The organism is Burkholderia sp. SCN-KJ (assembly GCF_024656005.1).
Taxonomy (GTDB): Bacteria; Pseudomonadota; Gammaproteobacteria; order Burkholderiales; family Burkholderiaceae; genus Burkholderia.
This window is the reverse complement of the sequence record NZ_JANKOG010000031.1, coordinates 29,027-43,760: the sequence shown is the minus strand read 5'-3', so window position 1 is coordinate 43,760 and position 14,734 is coordinate 29,027. Positions and strand designations below refer to the sequence as shown.

The following is a 14,734-nucleotide window of genomic DNA, read 5'->3' as shown; positions in this document are numbered from 1 at the left end:
TTTGCCGTTGCACCGCGCTCACAATTCCTAATCACGGAGACGAGGCAAGCATGAGCGAAGCACCCCACGAATCTCCCGTCAAAACCCCCGGGCAGCTGATTGCCGTCGTCATCGCCTCATTCGCGATTCCGATCGCCCTGATCGTCCTGTTTGCCACTTATGCCAACCATGCGTTCCGTTCGGGCGCGGGCACGGACGCGTTATCCGACGAACAGGTCGCCGCGCGGATCGCACCGCTCGCGAAAGTCGACGTGAAGGACGCCAATGCGCCCCGCACGTACAAGACCGGCGAGGAAGTCTACAAGGCCGTGTGCGTGACCTGTCACGGCACGGGCGCCGCCGGCGCGCCGAAGTTCGGCAACAAGGACGACTGGGCACCGCGCATCTCGCAGGGCTTCGACACGCTGCTGAAAACGGCGCTGTCGGGCAAGGGCGCGATGCCGCCGCGCGGCGGCACGAGCCCCGACGACGTCAGCGACTATGAAATCGCGCGTGCGATCGTCTACATGGCGAACAACGACGGCGCGAACTTCCCCGAACCGGCTGCCCCGGCCGCCAATGCGGCACCGGCGGCGAGCGGCGCGGCGGGTGCGGCAGGCGCTTCGGGCGCCGATGCATCGAACGCGCAGGCCGCCGCTGCAATGGCCGCGATCGCCGCGCTTCCGAAGGCCGGCGAAAAGCCCGCGGCCGCGCCGGCCAGCGCCGACGCAGCCTCCGCCGGCAAGGCGCTGTACACGCAAGTGTGCCAGGCGTGTCACGCGGCCGGCGTGCTCGGCGCGCCAAAGTTCGGCAGCAAGGAAGACTGGGCGCCGCGCCTGAAGGAATCGATGGATACCGTCTACAACTACGCGCTGCACGGCAAGGGCGCGATGCCGCCGAAGGGCGGGTCGAGCGCGTCCGACGCCGACGTGAAGGCGGCCGTCGACTACATGGTCAACGCGTCGAAGTAACGCCTGCCGGCCAGAAAAAACCCCCGCGGCGCGCACGCATCGCGGGGGTTTCGTTTATCCGGATCGCCGGGGCGTCCGAGCGCCGAAGCGCGCCGCCTCACTTCTGCAACAGCGCCTTCAGGCTCGCGAGCCGGTCCTTCGGCGTCATCGGCGCTTCCTCCGGCGTCGGCGGCGGCGCTTCGTCGAGCCCCATCTCGGGAATGAAGCGCGACGGCTCGCACACGACCGTCTCGCGTGCCCGCTTGCGCTTCTTGCACCAGTTCAGGTGCAGGCTGCGCTGCGCGCGCGTGATCGCGACGTACATCAGCCGGCGCTCCTCCTCGATCCGCTCGCTGTCGATCGGGCCGTCGTCGTCGCTGCCGCCGCGGTGCGGCATGATCCCTTCCTCGACGCCGACCAGGAACACGTGCGGATACTCGAGCCCCTTCGACGCATGGACGGTCGACAGCCGCACGGCGTCCGGATCCTCGTCCTTCCCTTCGAGCATCGACATCAGCGCGACGGTCTGGATCAGGCCGAGCAGGTTCTTGCCGGTATCCGCAAGCCCGTCCGCGTTGTGGAAGCCGTCGGCCTCGCCGTCGACGGCTTCGGTCTCCGGCTTGGTGCCCTTGCGCTTCAGCCATTCGAGGAATTCGAGCACGTTCTGCCACTTCGACTGCGCCTGCCGCTCGTCGAACGCGTCGTACAGGTAGGCCTCGTAGTGGATGGCCTCCATCATGTCGTCGAGCACGACGGTCGCGGGCTCCTTGTCCGCGCGATCGGTCAGGCGCTGGATGAAGTCGCAGAACATCCTGAGCGGCTCGACCTGCCGCGCGGACAGCCGCGCCTCGATCCCGCCCATGTACACGGCCTCGAACAGCGACACCTTCGCCTGGCCCGCGAACGAGCCGAGCGCCTCGAGCGTCGTGTTGCCGATGCCGCGGCGCGGCGTCGTGACCGCGCGGATGAACGCGGGATCGTCGTCGGCGTTCGCGATCAGGCGCAGGTACGCGCACAGGTCCTTGATCTCGGCCTTGTCGAAGAACGACTGGCCGCCCGACAGCACGTATGGAATCCGCTCGCGCCGCAGCACCTGCTCGAAGATCCGCGCCTGGAAGTTGCCGCGATACAGGATCGCGTAGTCGCGGAACTGCGCGCGCCGCTCGAACTTGTGCGCGGACAGCCGGAACACGACCGATTCGGCCTCATGCTCCTCGTCGTTGCACGGCGTGACGGTGATCGAGTCGCCCATCCCGTGCTCGGACCACAGCTTCTTCTCGAACAGCTTCGGGTTGTTCGCGATCACGTTGTTGGCAGCGGTCAGGATCCGCACCGTTGACCGGTAGTTCTGCTCGAGCTTGATCACGTGCAGCTTCGGGAAATCCTTGCCGAGCTGCGCGAGGTTCTCGAGCGTCGCGCCACGCCAGCCGTAGATCGCCTGGTCGTCGTCGCCCACCGCCGTGAACGCGGCGCGCGGGCCGGCGAGCAGCTTCAGCAGCTCGTACTGGCACGCGTTGGTGTCCTGGTATTCGTCGATCAGCAGGTAGCGCAGCTTGTTCTGCCAGCGGTCGCGCACCTGCTCGTTCTTCGCGAACAGCTCGGCCGGCAGGCGGATCAGGTCGTCGAAGTCGACCGCCTGGTATGCATGCAGCGTCGCGACGTAGTTGCGGTAGACCAGCGCCGCCTGGTGCTCGTCCTCGTTGGCCGCGATCGTCATCGCCTCCTCGGGCATGATCAGGCCGTTCTTCCACAGCGAGATGGTGCTCTGGATCTTGCGGATCAGGCCCTTGTCGGTGGTGCCGATCTGCTCCTGGATCATCCCGAAGCAGTCGTCCGAATCCATGATCGAGAACTGCGGCTTCAGGCCGACGTGCTCGGCCTCCTGGCGCAGGATCTGCACGCCGAGCGAGTGGAACGTACACACGGTGAGCTGGTTGACGGGCACCTTGCGGCCTTCCTTGCCGGGCGTGGTGAGCGTCTTGCCCTCGAGCAGCTTCGACACGCGCTCGCGCATTTCGGCGGCGGCCTTGTTCGTGAACGTGACGGCCGCGATGTGGCGCGGCTCGAAGCCTTTCGCTTCGATCAGGTGCGCGATCTTCTGCGTGATCACGCGGGTCTTGCCGCTGCCCGCGCCGGCGAGCACGAGGCAGGGCCCGTCGAGGTAGCGCACCGCTTCGTTCTGAGCGGAGTTGAGGCCTGCGGACATGATGGCGGATGATGTTGCGGTTGACGGCGAACGCCGGGAGGATGCCGCGCGCGACAGGCCTGGAATGCAGGCGGACACGCGGGGCAGGACGCGCATGTTAACACGTCGGCGACGCGCTTTTCGGGAGCGCCGCCGGACGGGGCCGGGCGGGCAGGCGGTCGTTTCTCGGGCGGGCGTGTGCCGGCTTTTCGTGCGGGCAAGCTGCCGTTTCGCCTTCTTGTCGGGTTCTTTATCCAGTCCTCGCCGATCCTTGTCCGGACGGCCAATCCGGCCCCATCCACGGCCCGATCGGTCACAATGGGCGGCCGTCGCGGTGGCAAGCCCGCGGCGGGACGCGCCCCAACGCCGCCCGCGGGGTCGATGCGCGCAGCGCCCGGCGGTCCGACGCAGATTGCCGGCTGCGGCCGCGCGCATGCCGTGTCCTGCCGGGCATTTTGCCGAGCGCGTCGGTGTGCGCCGCCGCGCCATGCCAAAATAGCCGGTCGTCCTCGCGCCCCAGCGGCGCGCCCTCTTTTCGTTTCGTACGCAGCCAGGGATTGCCATGTCGTCATTGCTCAGGATTGGTTTGATGGGTTTCGGTTTCGCCGGCGCGACGTTCCACGCGCCCGTGATCGCCACGAGCGGCCGCACCGAGGTCGCCGCGATCGCGACGGGGCAGCCCGATCGCGCGCGCGCCGCCTTTCCGGGCGCCCGCATCGTCCCCGATCTCGACACGCTGCTCGGCCTCGACGACATCGACTGCGTGGTGATCGCCACGCCGAACGACACGCACTTCGCACTCGCGCGCCAGGTGCTCCAGGCCGGCCGCCACGTCGTCGTCGACAAGCCCGTCACGCTCACGGCCGACGAAGCGCTCGCGCTCGCGCGGCTCGCGAACGCGCGCAGCCGCCTGTTCGCGCCGTTCCACAACCGCCGCTGGGACGGCGACTTCCTCACCGTGCGCCGCATCGTCGAATCCGGCGAACTCGGCCGGCTCACCTATTTCGCGTCGCACTTCGACCGCTTCCGGCCGACGCCGCGCACGCGCTGGCGCGAGGAGCCCGCACGCGGCGGCGGCCTGCTGCTCGATCTCGGCCCGCACCTGATCGATCAGGCGCTCGCGCTCTTCGGGCTGCCGGAAACGGTCAGCGCCACGGTCAAGACACGCCGCGACAACGGCACGGCGCCCGATTTCGTGCACCTGCTGCTCGGCTATCCGGACAAGGACGTCGCTCTGCACGCGAGCGCGCTGTCGGCGATCGAGCCCGCGCGCTTCACGCTGCACGGCACGCGCGGCAGTTACCAGAAGTTCGGGCTCGACACGCAGGAAGACCAGTTGAAGGCCGGCCTCACGCCGGATCACGTCGAGTTCGGCGGCGGCAACCCGCCCGGCGTGCTGCGCGTGCTCGACGGCGAGGTCGAGGTCGAGCGGCCGGTGCCGACGCTCGACGGGCAGTACGCGGAGTTCTATCGCGCGCTCGCCGCGTCGGTCCACGACGGCGCGCCGTTCCCGGTCACGCCGCAGGACGCCGTCGACGTGATGACGATCATCGAGCTCGCCGCGCAAAGCGAGCACGAAGGCCGCCGGGTACCGTTCGTGCGTCGCATCGTCTGACGGCCGCCGGCCGGGTCGTCGCCCCGGCCGCAGCCGCCACCTCGCGCCGCGCCGCCCCCGGCTGCGGCCACCCGTCAGCCGCCACGGCGCCACGACCCCGAACATTCCGTTACAAATGGTGCGGGAACGAAAGTCAGCGGTCATCCGGTCTGACGCGTTTCTCAAAAAGTCGATCCGACACCAAACCGTCAGGAGAATGTGATGCAACGGTTGATTCGCGCAGCGGCATGCTGCGTCCTGGTTTCCTCGCTCGCGGCCTGTATCGTGCAGCCGCAGCGGCCGGCCCGACAGGCGCCCCCGCCCCCGCCGCGGCCGAATCCGCAGGTCGTCGCGAACGATCGCCTGCAGGAGGTCCAGGGCCGGATCGACAACCTGCACCGCCGCATCGACGCGCGCGTGAACGGCGGCTACTACCCGCCGCCGTACGGCGCGCAGCTGCACCACCGCCTCGACGTGATCCGCCAGGAAGCGAACGACATGTCGGGCCAGCACAACGGCGGCCTGTCCGGCGACGAGCAGCGCGTGCTGAACCAGGAACTCGACACGGCCGCGCGCGCGATCGGCGAGTAATCCCGGCCATGCGGGCGCCCGCCGGTGCCGGCAGAAGCGGCGGCGCCACACGCCGCCGCTTGTCGCGAAGCGACATTCTTTTGCTCAAATTGACAATGCCCACCCGCTCGCGTACAGTCGCCCGCACGCGTCGGGAGAGCGTGTGACCGCGTAGCAGCAACGCCGGTCGCGCCGCCGAAGGGGCACACCCGCAAACTCTCAGGCAAAAGGACCGACCGCGTCGGGGAATCCCGTCCGCGCATTGCGCGGGCCGCACTCCCCGCACTCTGGAGAGCGGCAGTAGCCCGCAGCACATTGGCTGCGCGGGCAGGCTGCCCACCGAAGGGGCGCGCGTTCGCCGGCTCGTGGCCGCGGCGCAATCTCTCAGGTATCGAGGACAGAGGGGCATGTACCGGATCGCTTCGCAGGCCCCAAGGCCGCGACGGTCGGCACATGGCCGTTCTGACCCGCGCGCAAGCGCCTTGCCTGAGGCCTCGATGACTGCACTGAATCAAACCCCGCTCAACGCCGCGCACCGCGCGCTCAATGCCCGCATGGTCGACTTCGGCGGCTGGGACATGCCCGTCAACTACGGCTCGCAGATTGAAGAACACGAAGCCGTGCGCACCGACGCCGGCATGTTCGACGTGTCGCACATGTGCGTCGTCGATTTCACCGGCAGCCGCGTGCGCGCGTTCTTCGAGCACGCGATCGCGAACAACGTCGGCAAGCTCAAGATCCCCGGCAAGGCACTCTACTCGTGCCTGCTCAATCCGCAGGGCGGCGTCATCGACGACCTGATCGTCTATTACTTCACCGAAGACTTCTTCCGCGTCGTCGTCAACGCCGGCACGGCCGAGAAGGACATCGCGTGGTTCAACCAGCTCAACGAACAAGGCGGCTACGGCCTGACCATCGCGCCGCGCCGCGATTTCGCGATCGTCGCCGTTCAGGGCCCGAACGCCCGTGAAAAGGTCTGGACGACGGTGCCCGCCGCGCGCGCCGCGACCAGCGAGCTGAAGCCGTTCAACGCCGCGCAGGTCGCCGGCACGCCGTTCGGCGATCTCACCGTCGCGCGCACCGGCTACACGGGCGAAGACGGCTTCGAGGTGATCGTCCCGGCCGTGCACGTCGTAGCGCTGTGGAACGCGCTGCAGCAAAACGGCGTGCGCCCGTGCGGACTCGGCGCGCGCGACACGCTGCGCCTCGAGGCCGGCATGAACCTGTACGGCCAGGACATGGACGACACCGTGTCCCCGCTCGATGCGGGCCTCGCGTGGACGGTCGACCTGTCGGCGCCGCGCGAGTTCGTCGGCCGTGCCGCGCTCGAGGCAAACGGCACGCGCGCCGCGTTCGTCGGCCTGATCCTGCTGAAGGAAAACGGCAAGGCGGGCGGCGTGCTGCGCGCGCACCAGAAGGTCGTCACGCCGCACGGCGAAGGCGAGATCACGAGCGGCACGTTCTCGCCGTCGATGCAGGAGTCGATCGCGTTCGCGCGCGTGCCGGCGGCCGTCCAGGTCGGCGACACGGTCCATGTGCAGATTCGAGACAAGCAACTTCCCGCGCGCGTGGTAAAACTGCCGTTCGTGCGCAACGGCAAGGTCCTCGCTGCGTAACGACCGGGAGGCGACCGGGAGGCCGCCTGCCGTGAAGCCGGGAAATGGCGCCCGGCGCAACCACACCCGGCGCGCCCCGGCGGCGCGCCAGCATAACGAACACACCCTTTTATCCAGGAGCATCCGATGAGCAACGTCCCGGCCGATCTGAAGTACACCGACGAACACGAGTGGGTCCGCACCGAAGCCGACGGCACGCTGACGGTCGGCATCACCGATCACGCGCAGAGCACGCTCGGCGACATCGTCTTCCTCGAGCTGCCGCAAGTCGGCAAGTCGGTGAACGCGGGCGACGCCGTCGGCGTCGTCGAATCGGTGAAGGCGGCATCCGACATCTACTCGCCGGTGTCCGGCGAAGTCGTCGCCATCAACGAAGAAGCCGCCGACTCGCCGGAAGAAGTGAACAGCGACGCGTACGGCGTGTGGCTCTTCAAGATCAAGCTCGCGGCCGGCGCCTCGACCGACAAGCTGATCGACGCTGACGCCTACAGCAAGCTGATCGACTAATTTTCCTTACCCGAACCGCGCGGGGCCGGCCTCGGCCCGCGCGGGACCAGAGTCACGCCATGAAGCTCGAACACCCGGACCGCCTGATGAACCGCACGCCCCTCTCGCTCGCCGCGCTCGAAACGCACGACGCGTTCGCAGAACGCCACATCGGCCCCGATGCCGCCAGCCAGCAGGCCATGCTCGACACGCTCGGCTTCGCGTCGCGCGCCGCCCTGATCGACGCCGTGATCCCGGCCTCGATCCGCCGCGCCGAAACGCTGCCGCTCGGCCCGTTCGCGCAACCGAAGAGCGAGGCCGAAGCCCTCGCCGCGCTGCGCGCCCTCGCGGACAAGAACCAGGTGTTCCGCTCGTATATCGGCCAGGGCTATTACGACTCGCACACGCCGGCCGTGATCCTGCGCAACGTGCTCGAAAACCCGGCGTGGTACACGGCCTACACGCCGTACCAGCCCGAAATTTCCCAGGGTCGCCTCGAGGCGCTCCTGAACTTCCAGCAGATGGTCGCCGACCTCACGGGCCTCGCGATCTCGAACGCATCGCTGCTGGACGAAGCAACCGCCGCGGCCGAAGCGATGACGCTGCTGCAGCGCACCGGCAAGCCGGCGTCGAACGTGTTCTACGTCGCCGACGACGTGCTGCCGCAGACGCTCGAAGTGATCCGCACGCGCGCGCTGCCGATCGGCATCGAGGTCAAGACGGGCCCGGCGGCCGACGCCGCGCAGGCCAACGCGTTCGGCGTGCTGCTCCAGTACCCGGGCGTGTACGGCGACGTGCGCGACTACCGCGCGCTCACCGAAGCAATCCACGCGGCCGGCGGCCATGTGGTCGTCGCGGCCGACCTGCTCGCCCTGACCGTGCTGACGCCGCCCGGCGAATGGGGCGCGGACGTCGCGGTCGGCAACACGCAGCGCTTCGGCGTGCCGATGGGCTTTGGCGGCCCGCACGCCGCTTACATGGCCGTGCGTGACGAATTCAAGCGCCAGATGCCGGGCCGCCTGGTCGGCGTGACCGTCGACGCGCAGGGCAAGCCCGCGCTGCGCCTCGCGTTGCAGACGCGCGAACAGCACATCCGCCGCGAGAAGGCGACGTCGAACGTGTGTACCGCGCAAGCGCTGCTCGCGATCATGGCGAGCATGTACGCGGTCTACCACGGCCCGCACGGCCTGAAGACGATCGCGCTGCGCGTGAACCGCATCGCGGCGCTGTTCGCCGCCGGCGTGAAGCAGCTCGGCTTCGCGACCGTCAACGACACGTTCTTCGACACGCTGACGATCGATACCGGCGCGCGCACCGCGCAGGTCCACGAATTCGCGAAGGCCAAGCGCATCAACCTGCGTCGCGTGAGCGACACGCAAGTCGGCGTGTCGGTCGACGAAACGACGACCCGCGACGACCTCGCCGATCTCCTCGCCGTGTTCGCGCAGGCCGCGGGCGGCACCGCGCCGGCCGTGGACGCGCTGGACGCGGGCCTCGGCGGCGTCGCCGTGCTGCCGGCCGGCCTCGAGCGCACGAGCGCGTACCTGACGCACCACGTGTTCAACCGCCACCATTCCGAAACCGAAATGCTGCGCTACCTGCGCAGCCTGTCGGACAAGGATCTCGCGCTCGACCGCTCGATGATCCCGCTCGGCTCGTGCACGATGAAGCTGAACGCGACGTCGGAAATGCTGCCGGTCACGTGGCCCGAATTCGGCCGGATCCACCCGTTCGCGCCGGCCGAGCAAACCGTCGGCTATCGCGAGATGATCGACCAGCTCGAGCAGATGCTCGTCGCCGCGACCGGCTATGCGGCCGTGTCGCTGCAGCCGAACGCCGGCTCGCAGGGCGAATACGCGGGCCTCTTGATCATCCACGCATACCACGCATCGCGCGGCGAAGCGCATCGCGACGTGTGCCTGATCCCGGCCTCCGCGCACGGCACGAACCCGGCGTCGGCGCACATGGCCGGCATGAAGGTCGTGGTCGTCGCATGCGACGCGCAGGGCAACGTCGACATCGCCGACCTGAAGGCGAAGGCCGATCAGCACGCGAACGACCTCGCGGCGATCATGATCACGTATCCGTCGACGCACGGCGTGTTCGAGCAGAACGTCCGCGAGATCTGCGAGATCGTGCATGCGCACGGCGGCCAGGTGTACGTCGACGGCGCGAACATGAACGCGATGGTCGGCCTGACCGCGCCGGGCCAGTTCGGCGGCGACGTGTCGCACCTGAACCTGCACAAGACCTTCTGTATCCCGCACGGCGGCGGCGGCCCGGGCGTCGGCCCGGTCGCGGTCGGCGCGCACCTCGCGAAGTTCCTGCCGAACCAGCGTTCGACCGGCTACGCGCGTGCGGAAGACGGCATCGGCGCGGTGTCGGCCGCGCCGTACGGCTCGGCGTCGATCCTGCCGATCTCGTGGATGTACATCGCGATGATGGGCGCGAAGAACCTGACCGCCGCGACGGAAACCGCGATCCTCAACGCGAACTACATCGCGAAGCGCCTCGCGCCGCACTATCCGGTGCTGTATTCGGGCCCGGGCGGGCTGGTCGCGCACGAGTGCATTCTCGACCTGCGTCCGCTCAAGGAAACGAGCGGCATCAGCGTCGACGACGTCGCGAAGCGCCTGATGGACTACGGCTTCCATGCGCCGACGATGAGCTTCCCGGTGCCGGGCACGCTGATGGTCGAGCCGACGGAATCGGAATCGCAGGAAGAACTCGACCGCTTCATCGCCGCGATGATCGCGATCCGCGAAGAAATCCGTGCCGTCGAGGAAGGCCGCGCCGACCGCGACGACAACCCGCTGCGTCACGCGCCGCACACGGCAGCCGTCGTCACCGCGAACGAATGGCCGCACGCGTACTCGCGCGAGCAGGCGGCGTACCCGGTCGCGTCGCTCGGCACGAACAAGTACTGGCCGCCGGTCGGCCGCGCGGACAACGCCTACGGCGACCGCAACCTGTTCTGCTCGTGCGTGCCGGTGTCGGACTACGCATAACGCTCGCCGCGCTCCGGAGTCCGGCCGTGACCACACCGCACGCAACCCTCGGTTGCGTGCGGTTTTTGCGTCCGCTGCCGGCTCGATCGATTCACGCTTGCCCGCCAATCCGGCTAACATCACACGCGATCCAGCCAATCAAGGAGTTCCGCATGGTGCGTCCGATGTTTCCGGGCCAGGGTGCCACGCAGGAGCGGCCGCGCACGCGCCGCGTCGTGCCGCTGCTCGTCGCGTCGCTGTCGTTGGCCGCCGCCGGCCTCGGCACGGCCGGCAGCGCGCGCGCGGCGATGAATTTCTGCGCGGCGCCCGCGTTGCAGGCGAGCGAGACGACGCAGGCCGAGCCGGGCGTGCAGGCATTGATCCGCAGCGTCGACGCGCGCATCGGCGAGCAGCCGAAGGCAATGGCGCGCGTGCACACCGAGGGCACGCTGCCGCACGAAGGCATCTACGACCAGAGCGTCGACGCGCTGAAGGACATGGAGCTGATGCGCGACGCCGCGCTCGCGTGGCGCGTGACCAATGCGCCGCGCTACCTGCAACTCGTCGACCGCTTCCTGTCCGCGTGGGTGTCGACCTATCAGCCGGGCTTCAACCCGATCGACGAGACGCGCTTCGACAGCCTGATCGTCGCGTACGACATGACGGCGAGCGCGCTGCCGGTCAAGACGCGTAACGCGACGGCGGCGTTCATCGCGAAGCTCGGCGCCGGTTACGTCGCGCAGATCGACGCGCAGAAGCGCCCGCTCGCCGGCACCTGGCGCAACAACTGGCAGAGCCACCGGATCAAGCTGATCGCGCTGTCCGCGTTCACGCTCGGCGACCGCAAGATGATGAACGCCGCGCAGCGGCTGTTCGTCGAGCATCTCGCCGACAACATCGGCCCGGACGGCAAGACCTGGGATTTCGAGGAACGCGATGCGCTGCATTACGCGGTGTACGACCTGCAGCCGCTGGTGACGGCCGCGCTCGCCGCGCGCCGCTTCAACCGCAACTGGCTGCGCGAGCGCGGCGCGAACGGCGCGACGCTCGCGGCCGCGCTCGACTGGCTCGTGCCGTACGCGCTCGGCGAGAAAACGCACGAGGAATTCGTGAATTCGCCGGTGCCGTTCGACGCGAAGCGCCGCGAGGCCGGCTTGCCGGGTTATACGGGGCAGTGGGACCCGAAAAACGCCACCGAACTCTTTCATCTGGCCGCGCGTCTCGACGGGCGCTATGCGCGCGTCGCGCGGCAACTCTCCCCCATGCCGCCCGCATGGCTCGCCGCGTGCCTGCCATTGCAGGCGCGCTAGCATTATTCTTAAAGCAAGGCAGGTATCAAGATGGCAGTCAGCGTGTTTGACCTCTTCAAGATCGGCATCGGCCCGTCCAGTTCGCATACAGTCGGACCGATGCGCGCGGCGCTGATGTTCGTGCAGGGCCTCGAGCGAGACGGGATGCTCGACGCGACGGCCAACGTGAAGGTCGAGCTGTACGGCTCGCTCGGCGCGACCGGCAAGGGCCACGGCACCGATCGCGGCGTGATGCTCGGCCTGCTCGGCGACGCGCCCGACACCGTCGATCCCGACACGATCGACGCGCGGCTCGAGGACATCCGCAAGTCGAAGAAGCTCGCGCTGCTCGGCACGCATCCGGTGCCGTTCGTGCTGAAGGAGAACATCGCGTTCTACCGGCAGGCGCTGCCCGAACACCCGAACGGCATGAAGCTGCGCGCATCCGACGCGAACGGCGACGTGCTGGTCGAGCGCACCTACCTGTCGGTCGGCGGCGGCTTCGTCGTGACGGCCGGTGCGCCGAACACGAAGGTGCTGAGCGCGGCCGAGCAGATGACGCATCCGTTCCGCACCGGCGCGGAGCTGCTCGCGCTGACCGAGTCGACCGGCAAGTCGATCGCGCAGCTGATGTGGGAAAACGAGCGTGCGTGGCACACCGAGGAAGAGACGCGCGACGGGCTGCTGAAGATCTGGGCCGTGATGCAGTCGTGCGTGTCGCGCGGCTGCGGAATCGGCAATCCGGAAGCCGACGGCAACCTGCCCGGCCCGTTCCAGGTCAAGCGCCGTGCGCCGCAGCTGTATCGCGCGTTGACCGGCCATCCGGAGCGCGCGCTGCAGGATCCGCTGTCGATGGTCGACTGGATCAACCTGTATGCGATCGCGGTCAACGAGGAAAACGCGGCCGGCGGCCGCGTCGTCACCGCGCCGACCAACGGCGCAGCCGGCATCATCCCGGCCGTGCTGCACTACTACACGCGCTTCACGCCGGGCGCGAATGAACAGGGCGTGATCGACTTCCTGCTGACCGCCGCCGCGATCGGCATTCTGTACAAGCTCAACGCGTCGATTTCGGGTGCGGAAGTGGGCTGCCAGGGCGAAGTCGGCGTCGCGTGCTCGATGGCGGCCGGCGCACTCGCGGCCGTGCTCGGCGGCACGCCGCGCCAGGTCGAGAACGCGGCCGAGATCGGGATGGAGCACAACCTCGGCCTCACCTGCGACCCGGTCGGCGGGATGGTGCAGATCCCGTGCATCGAGCGCAACGCGATGGCGTCGGTGAAGGCGGTCAACGCGGCGCGCATGGCGCTGCGCGGCGACGGCTCGCACTACGTGTCGCTCGACTCGGTGATCAAGACGATGCGCGAGACGGGCGCCGACATGAAGACGAAGTACAAGGAAACGTCGCGCGGCGGGCTGGCGGTGAATATCGTCGAGTGCTGATGCAGGGTCCGGCGGTCATGCGGGTGAATCGATATCCCGCATGACCGTCGGACACAATCACCGCCATCAATCGTTCAGCCAGTTCTCCAGCCGCAATCCCGGATAGCCGACGAAATCCCGCTCGTTGTTGGTCACGAGCGCGACGTCGAGCGACACCGCGTGCGCGGCGATCAGCTTGTCGAGATGATCCCTCTTCCGCTCCCGGGTTGCGTCGCGGACCGGACCGTACGCTTGCGCCGCCGCGACGTCGAACGGAGCAACGGGGATATCGTCGATCAGCGCGGCGAGATGGCGACGCTCCCGCGCAGGATTCGCACATGCGGCGACGCCGTACTCGAGCTCGGCATACGTGATCGCCGACATCACCACATCCCCCGTGTAGCACTGCGCAAATCGTTTCGCGACTTGCTCAGGCTGGTTCTTCATCAGATAGATGCACATGTTGGTGTCGAGCATGTAGCGCGGCATTACAGCTCCTCGCGATCGGCCTGCTCCTGGTCGCCGCGCCCTTCGGCCATGAAATCCGGCCCGAATTTCGCGAATTTCTCGAGTACGTGGGCCAAAGGCCGCCGTATCGGTCGAATACGGATTTCGTCACCGATACGCTCGATTTCCAGTTCGATATCGCTGCGCTCATAGGCGAGGTCGGCAGGAATTCGCACGGCCTGCGAGTTGCCGTTCCGAAATACCTTCGTCGTGTGCATGTCGATCTCCGCACGGATGTACATGGGATGTACATTATCCGATGCGGTCTGCGATGTAAATCCGTGTGTGTACATAACATGCGTTCCCTTGAAATCCTTCATCCGCCGCTCGACGCCGACTCGCGGATATCGGGCATCACGGCCACTGCCGTCGCGCATGCAGCACGCGGAGGATCTCGACGATCCCCTCAGCCGGTCTGATGCGATACACGAGCACGTAGTTCGGCGCGACCACCAGTTCGCGCGTGCCGGCCACTCGCCCTTGCCGATACAGCTCTGCACGGGCCGGCAACGTGGCGGCCCTTTGTTCCAGCAGTTCGTCGAGTTCGATTGCGGCCTGCGGGTCGTCCTCGCCGATGTAGTCCATGATCGCGGCGCGATCCTCGTACGCCTTCGGATTCCAGTGCAGCGCGAGGGTCAAGAAGCATCCCCTCGCCTGCCCGCGAGCCGTTCACGCAGCGCCGCACGGCGCGACGCGAAGTCGGCGCTCACCTCCGCGTCGGGAATCGACGCGCGCGGATCGTCCAGCGCCTGCTGCACCTGCTCGCGAAACCAGCGATCGTGGGCCGCTGCCTCGTGTGCCGCCCTCATCGCGGCCGCCCGATCGGGCCGGGTCGCCCGGCCGGCCGCATCCGGGTCGAACTCCGACGCATCCACATCGAAACGGCTGATACCGATGTCGCGCAGAAAGCCGACCAGCGTTTCAAAGCGGCGAAACACCCGCACGTCGCCGCGTTTGGCCGACAGGAAACGTTCGTGCGCACCGCAACGGGCGGAAAGTGCCCAACCGTTGCCGCACCCCGCCACGCGGACCGCGCTTACGGCGCCGGCTTTGACAAGCTCCGTCAGCATCTTTTGATCGATCGTTTCGGTTGTCATGGCGATCCTCGATCCCTTTATCCATCCGTTCGTTGAAATTTTACTATTGCCTGGC

The 14,734-nt window shown here is 68.0% G+C and carries 13 protein-coding genes and 2 riboswitches; of the genes, 8 read left to right on the top strand and 5 right to left on the bottom strand.

From position 1 onward, the window contains the following. The first annotated feature begins 50 nt into the window (after positions 1-50). Positions 51-950: a cytochrome c5 family protein gene (locus NQV17_RS33015; RefSeq protein WP_257775475.1), complete on the top strand. Its 900-nt coding sequence runs from the start codon at positions 51-53 to the stop codon at positions 948-950. Positions 951-1,047: 97 nt separating this feature from the next. On the opposite strand, the gene NQV17_RS33010 is transcribed toward NQV17_RS33015, so the two are convergent. Beyond that, the gene (locus NQV17_RS33010) at positions 1,048-3,135 is read right to left on the bottom strand and encodes a UvrD-helicase domain-containing protein (RefSeq protein ID WP_257775474.1); all 2,088 of its coding nucleotides are present in this window, start codon (positions 3,133-3,135) and stop codon (positions 1,048-1,050) included. 541 nt (positions 3,136-3,676) lie between these two features. Between NQV17_RS33010 and NQV17_RS33005 the strand changes: the two genes are divergently transcribed. The 7 genes from NQV17_RS33005 to NQV17_RS32975 all read left to right on the top strand — a co-directional run bounded on the left by NQV17_RS33005 (position 3,677) and on the right by NQV17_RS32975 (position 13,096). Beyond that, complete coding sequence (locus tag NQV17_RS33005) at positions 3,677-4,729, top strand: oxidoreductase (RefSeq protein WP_257775473.1); 1,053 nt, start codon at positions 3,677-3,679, stop codon at positions 4,727-4,729. A gap of 201 nt (positions 4,730-4,930) precedes the next feature. Further along, positions 4,931-5,299, top strand: a complete 369-nt coding sequence (locus NQV17_RS33000) for a hypothetical protein (RefSeq protein ID WP_257775472.1) — start codon at positions 4,931-4,933, stop codon at positions 5,297-5,299. 121 nt (positions 5,300-5,420) lie between these two features. Continuing rightward, positions 5,421-5,524, top strand: a riboswitch (glycine riboswitch). Between the two features lie 31 nt (positions 5,525-5,555). Continuing rightward, positions 5,556-5,689, top strand: a riboswitch (glycine riboswitch). Between the two features lie 86 nt (positions 5,690-5,775). Further along, complete coding sequence (gene gcvT / locus NQV17_RS32995; RefSeq protein WP_257775471.1) at positions 5,776-6,894, top strand: glycine cleavage system aminomethyltransferase GcvT; 1,119 nt, start codon at positions 5,776-5,778, stop codon at positions 6,892-6,894. 126 nt (positions 6,895-7,020) lie between these two features. Then, positions 7,021-7,401: a glycine cleavage system protein GcvH gene (gcvH, locus tag NQV17_RS32990; protein WP_044848374.1), complete on the top strand. Its 381-nt coding sequence runs from the start codon at positions 7,021-7,023 to the stop codon at positions 7,399-7,401. Positions 7,402-7,460: 59 nt separating this feature from the next. After that, on the top strand, positions 7,461-10,388 hold the full coding sequence (gcvP, locus tag NQV17_RS32985; RefSeq protein WP_257775470.1) for an aminomethyl-transferring glycine dehydrogenase: 2,928 nt from the start codon (positions 7,461-7,463) through the stop codon (positions 10,386-10,388). Between the two features lie 152 nt (positions 10,389-10,540). Beyond that, positions 10,541-11,677, top strand: a complete 1,137-nt coding sequence (locus tag NQV17_RS32980; RefSeq protein ID WP_257775469.1) for an alginate lyase family protein — start codon at positions 10,541-10,543, stop codon at positions 11,675-11,677. A 30-nt stretch (positions 11,678-11,707) separates the two neighbouring features. Next, a complete protein-coding gene (locus tag NQV17_RS32975; protein ID WP_257775468.1) occupies positions 11,708-13,096 on the top strand; it encodes an L-serine ammonia-lyase in 1,389 nt (462 codons plus the stop codon). A gap of 66 nt (positions 13,097-13,162) precedes the next feature. Here NQV17_RS32975 and NQV17_RS32970 read toward each other — a convergent pair whose 3' ends face one another. The 4 genes from NQV17_RS32970 to NQV17_RS32955 all read right to left on the bottom strand — a co-directional run bounded on the left by NQV17_RS32970 (position 13,163) and on the right by NQV17_RS32955 (position 14,679). Then, complete coding sequence (locus tag NQV17_RS32970; RefSeq protein WP_257775467.1) at positions 13,163-13,564, bottom strand: type II toxin-antitoxin system VapC family toxin; 402 nt, start codon at positions 13,562-13,564, stop codon at positions 13,163-13,165. After that, positions 13,564-13,800 (bottom strand): type II toxin-antitoxin system VapB family antitoxin, encoded by a 237-nt coding sequence (vapB, locus tag NQV17_RS32965; RefSeq protein WP_257775466.1) that lies wholly within the window; start codon positions 13,798-13,800, stop codon positions 13,564-13,566. Before vapB ends, NQV17_RS32970 begins: the two co-directional genes overlap by 1 nt. Positions 13,801-13,936: 136 nt before the next feature. Then, positions 13,937-14,221, bottom strand: a complete 285-nt coding sequence (locus NQV17_RS32960; RefSeq protein WP_027788679.1) for a type II toxin-antitoxin system mRNA interferase toxin, RelE/StbE family — start codon at positions 14,219-14,221, stop codon at positions 13,937-13,939. Then, complete coding sequence (locus NQV17_RS32955; RefSeq protein ID WP_257775465.1) at positions 14,218-14,679, bottom strand: hypothetical protein; 462 nt, start codon at positions 14,677-14,679, stop codon at positions 14,218-14,220. The genes NQV17_RS32960 and NQV17_RS32955 overlap by 4 nt, the downstream gene beginning before the upstream one ends. Between the last annotated feature and the right edge of the window lie 55 nt (positions 14,680-14,734).

What these genes read in the sequence shown, in the direction of transcription:
- NQV17_RS33015 (WP_257775475.1), top strand. Translation starts at nt 51, where the DNA reads ATGAGCGAAGCACCCCACGAATCTCCCGTCAAAACCCCCGGGCAGCTG.
- NQV17_RS33010 (WP_257775474.1), bottom strand. Translation starts at nt 3,135, where the DNA reads ATGTCCGCAGGCCTCAACTCCGCTCAGAACGAAGCGGTGCGCTACCTC.
- NQV17_RS33005 (WP_257775473.1), top strand. Translation starts at nt 3,677, where the DNA reads ATGTCGTCATTGCTCAGGATTGGTTTGATGGGTTTCGGTTTCGCCGGC.
- NQV17_RS33000 (WP_257775472.1), top strand. Translation starts at nt 4,931, where the DNA reads ATGCAACGGTTGATTCGCGCAGCGGCATGCTGCGTCCTGGTTTCCTCG.
- gcvT (WP_257775471.1), top strand. Translation starts at nt 5,776, where the DNA reads ATGACTGCACTGAATCAAACCCCGCTCAACGCCGCGCACCGCGCGCTC.
- gcvH (WP_044848374.1), top strand. Translation starts at nt 7,021, where the DNA reads ATGAGCAACGTCCCGGCCGATCTGAAGTACACCGACGAACACGAGTGG.
- gcvP (WP_257775470.1), top strand. Translation starts at nt 7,461, where the DNA reads ATGAAGCTCGAACACCCGGACCGCCTGATGAACCGCACGCCCCTCTCG.
- NQV17_RS32980 (WP_257775469.1), top strand. Translation starts at nt 10,541, where the DNA reads ATGGTGCGTCCGATGTTTCCGGGCCAGGGTGCCACGCAGGAGCGGCCG.
- NQV17_RS32975 (WP_257775468.1), top strand. Translation starts at nt 11,708, where the DNA reads ATGGCAGTCAGCGTGTTTGACCTCTTCAAGATCGGCATCGGCCCGTCC.
- NQV17_RS32970 (WP_257775467.1), bottom strand. Translation starts at nt 13,564, where the DNA reads ATGCCGCGCTACATGCTCGACACCAACATGTGCATCTATCTGATGAAG.
- vapB (WP_257775466.1), bottom strand. Translation starts at nt 13,800, where the DNA reads ATGCACACGACGAAGGTATTTCGGAACGGCAACTCGCAGGCCGTGCGA.
- NQV17_RS32955 (WP_257775465.1), bottom strand. Translation starts at nt 14,679, where the DNA reads ATGACAACCGAAACGATCGATCAAAAGATGCTGACGGAGCTTGTCAAA.